The organism is Streptomyces spiramenti (assembly GCF_012034385.1).
In the GTDB taxonomy this organism is placed as follows: Bacteria; Actinomycetota; Actinomycetes; order Streptomycetales; family Streptomycetaceae; genus Streptomyces; species Streptomyces spiramenti.
In genome coordinates this window covers 1-4187 of sequence record NZ_JAAVJB010000335.1, presented here as the reverse complement: position 1 = coordinate 4187, position 4187 = coordinate 1, and the positions used below count along the sequence as shown (strand labels likewise).

At 75.7% G+C, this 4187-nt stretch carries 1 protein-coding gene and 1 pseudogene; both read left to right on the top strand.

Going from position 1 to position 4187, the window contains the following annotated elements; all coding sequences use genetic code 11:
- Positions 1-420 (top strand): annotated as a pseudogene (locus HCJ92_RS22745) (HEAT repeat domain-containing protein); the annotation flags it as partial.
- A gap of 127 nt (positions 421-547) precedes the next feature.
- Positions 548-4187: hydantoinase B/oxoprolinase family protein (locus HCJ92_RS22740; protein ID WP_167935489.1), on the top strand; the 3640-nt coding region annotated here is incomplete at its 3' end.

The window sequence follows — 4187 nt, the reverse complement described above, 5'->3', positions numbered from 1 at the left end:
GCCACGCTCCTCGCCCACCGCGGTGGCGAGGCGGACGCGGGAGCCGTCCACGACGCGCTGCGTCGCGCCGTGCGCCTCGGCGGGCCCGACACGGACGTCCTGCCGCCCCTGGTCGACGGCGTCGGCCGCCTCGGCGTCCGCGCCGCGGCGCCGGTACTCCGCCACGTGTACCGGGAGACCGCCTCCTCAGCCCTGCGCGGTCGCGCGGCCGTCGCCCTGGAGGCGGCCGACCCGTTCTTCGGTACGGGCCTCGCGGTGGAGTGCCTCTGGGACTGCGAGGAGGACACCCGTGAGGTGGCCGCCCGCGCGGCCACCAGCGGCGACGCCCGCGTCGCCGACCGGCTGCGACGGCTCGCCGCCGACCCCGCGGAACGCGACGGCGTGCAGACGGCCGTCCGCGGCCGGCTCGCCGGCGCCTGAGCCGGACCACCGCAACGCCCCCCGCACCGCGGCCCGCCGCACAGGCCGCGGCTCACCGGCCGCCGCGCGCGCCGCCGCCGGTGCGGCGGTGCGGTGCGGCGGGACCCGGTTTGGCACCATGGCCGCCATGACTGGGCGCTGGGAGTTCTGGATCGACCGGGGTGGCACCTTCACGGACGTCGTGGGCCGACGCCCCGACGGGCGGCTGGAGACGGCCAAACTGCTCTCCCACGCGCCCGACCGCTACCGCGACGCGGCGGTCGCCGGGATCCGGCGCATGCTCGGGGTCGGCCCCGACGACCCCTTCCCGGCCGACCGCGTCGCCATCGTCAAGATGGGCACCACGGTGGCCACCAACGCCCTGCTCGAACGGCGCGGCGAGCCCACCGTCCTGGTGACCACCGCCGGCTTCCGCGACGCGCTGCGCATCGCCTACCAGAACCGGCCGCGCCTCTTCGACCGGCACATCGTCCTCCCCGAGACCCTGTACGACCGGGTGCTCGAACTGCCCGAACGCGTCGCCGCCGACGGTCGGACCGTGCTCCCCCTGGACGAGGCGGCGGCCGAACGCGCCCTCCGCGCGGCACACGAGGCGGGGTTCCGCAGCGCGGCCGTGGTCCTCGTCCACGGTTACCGGCACCCCGACCACGAGCAGCGGGTGGCGCGGATCGCCGGGGCCGTCGGCTTCACCCAGGTCTCGGCCTCCCACGAGGTCAGCCCGCTGATCAAGCTCGTCCCCCGTGGCGACACCACCGTCGTCGACGCCTACCTCTCACCGGTCCTCCGCCGCTACGTGGAACAGGTCGCCTCCGAACTGGACGGCGTGCGGCTGATGTTCATGCAGTCCAACGGCGGGCTGCGCCGCGCCGCGGCCTTCCGCGGCAAGGACGCGGTGCTCTCCGGCCCCGCCGGCGGCGTGGTCGGCATGGCCCGCAGCTGCGCCGAGGCCGGGTACGACCGCGTCATCGGCTTCGACATGGGCGGCACCTCCACCGACGTCTCCCACTACGCCGGAGAGCTGGAGCGGGTGCTCGGCGCCCAGGTGGCCGGGGTCCGGATGCGGGCGCCGATGATGGACATCCACACCGTCGCCGCCGGTGGCGGCTCGGTCCTCCACTTCGACGGGGCCCGCTACCGGGTGGGACCCGACTCCGCCGGCGCGGACCCCGGCCCCGCCGCCTACCGCCGCGGCGGACCGCTCACCGTCACCGACGCCAACGTGATGCTGGGCCGGGTGCAGCCCGCCCACTTCCCGCACGTCTTCGGCCCCGACGGCGACGAGCCGCTGGACGCCGCCACCGTGCGGGAGCGGTTCGGCGAGCTGGCCGACCGCATCGCCCGGGCGACCGGCGACTCACGCGGCCCCGAGGAGGTGGCCGCGGGCTACCTGGAGATCGCCGTCCTCAACATGGCGAGCGCCGTCAAGAAGATCTCGGTGGAACGCGGCCACGACGTGACGCGCTACGCGCTGGCGGCGTTCGGCGGGGCGGGCGGCCAGCACGCGTGCGCGGTCGCGGACGCGCTGGGCGTCGACACCGTGGTGGTGCCGCCACTGGCCGGTGTCCTCTCCGCGTACGGGATCGGCGTCGCCGACGCCACCGCGCTGGGAGAGCGGTCGGTCGAACGCCCGCTGGCAGCCGCCGTGGGGGAGCTCCGCCGGGTGGCCGAGGAACTCGCGGAGGCGGCACGCGCCGAACTGGCCGCCGACGGCGTACCGGCCGAGGGCGTCCGGGTCCACCACACCCTCCACCTCCGCTACGCCGGCACCGACGCCGCGATCGCCGTCCCGCTCGACACCCCCGAGGCGATGGCCGCCGTCTTCGCCCGGGCGCACCACGCCCGGTACGGCTTCACCTCGGACCGGGAGCTGGTCGTCGCCACCGTCGCCACCGAGGCGGTCGGCCCGCCCGGCCCGCCGTCGCGGCCCGCCGCGGCAGCCGCCGCCGACGGCGGCGCCCCCGAACCCGCCGCCCGGGTCCGGCTGTACGCCGACGGCTCCTGGTGCGACGCCCCGCTGTACCGCAGGAGCGAGCTGCGCTCCGGGGACGCCGTGGACGGCCCGGCGATCCTCGCCGAGGACGACGCCACCACGGTGGTCGATCCCGGGTGGCGCGCCGTCGCCGGCGAACGTGGGCACCTGCTCCTGGACCGCGTCGCCCCGCGTCCGCGCGCCACCGCCGTGGGCACCGAGGTCGATCCGGTGCGGCTGGAGGTCTTCAACAACCTCTTCATGGCCATCGCCGAGCAGATGGGCCTGGCGCTGGAGAACACCGCGCACTCGGTCAACATCAAGGAACGCCTGGACTTCTCCTGCGCGCTCTTCGACGCCGAGGGCAACCTGATCGCCAACGCGCCCCACATCCCCGTCCACCTGGGCTCGATGGGCGAGTCGATCAAGGAGGTGCTGCGGCGGAACGATGGCACCATGCGGCCCGGCGACGTCTACGCCGTGAACGACCCGTACCACGGTGGCACCCACCTGCCCGACGTCACCGTCGTCACCCCCGTCTTCGCCACCGGGCCGGACGCGGACAGCGACCCCGCCGCGCCCGAGCTGCTCTTCCTCGTCGCCTCCCGGGGCCACCACGCCGAGATCGGCGGCATCACCCCCGGTTCGATGCCGGCGTTCAGCCGCACCATCGACGAGGAGGGCGTCCTGCTGGACAACTGGCTCCTGGTGCGGGACGGGCGGCTGCGGGAGTCCGCCACCCGCGGCCTGCTCACCGCCGGGCCGCACCCCTCGCGCGACCCCGACGCCAACCTCGCCGACCTGCGGGCCCAGATCGCGGCCAACGAGAAGGGCATCGCCGAACTGCGCTCCATGACAGGCCAGTTCGGTCTCGACGTGGTCCAGGCGTACATGGGCCACATCCGCGCCAACGCCGAGGAGTCGGTCCGCGCCATCATCACCGGACTGCGGGACGGCTCGGTCCGCTACGAGACCGACGCGGGCGCCGTCATCGCCGTCTCGGTCGCGGTGGACCGCGACCGCCGGAGCGCCGTGATCGACTTCACCGGCACCTCGGAGCAGCAGCCGGGCAACACCAACGCGCCCAGCTCGGTGGTGACCGCCGCGGTGCTCTACGTCTTCCGCACCCTGGTGGCCGACGACATCCCGCTCAACAGCGGGTGCCTCACCCCGCTGGAGATCCGCATCCCCGAGGGCAGCATGCTCGCTCCCCGCCATCCGGCGGCCACGGTCGCCGGGAACGTGGAGACCTCACAGGCGGTCACCGGCGCCCTGTACGCCGCGCTCGGCGTGCAGGCCGAGGGATCGGGGACGATGAACAACGTCACGTTCGGCAACGAGGGCTTCCAGTACTACGAGACCGTCGCGAGCGGCTCGGGCGCCGGCGAGGGCTTCGCCGGCACCGCCGCGGTCCAGACGCACATGACCAACTCCCGGCTCACCGACCCCGAGGTGCTGGAGTGGCGGTACCCCGTCCGCGTCGAGGAGTTCGCCGTGCGGGCCGGCAGTGGGGGAGCGGGGCGCTGGCCGGGCGGTGACGGCGTGGTCCGGCGGCTCCGCTTCCTGGAGCCGGTCACCGTGACCCTGCTCAGCGGCCACCGGCGGGTCCCGCCGTACGGGATGGCAGGCGGCGCCCCCGGGGCGCTCGGGGAGAACGCCGTGCTCCGGGCCGACGGCGGGGCGGAGCCCCTCGCGGGCTGCGACACCGCGGAGCTGGCGGCCGGGGAGCAGCTGCTCCTGCACACCCCCGGCGGCGGCGGGTACGGCGCGGCGGCCGACACCCCGGGCGGACCAGGGC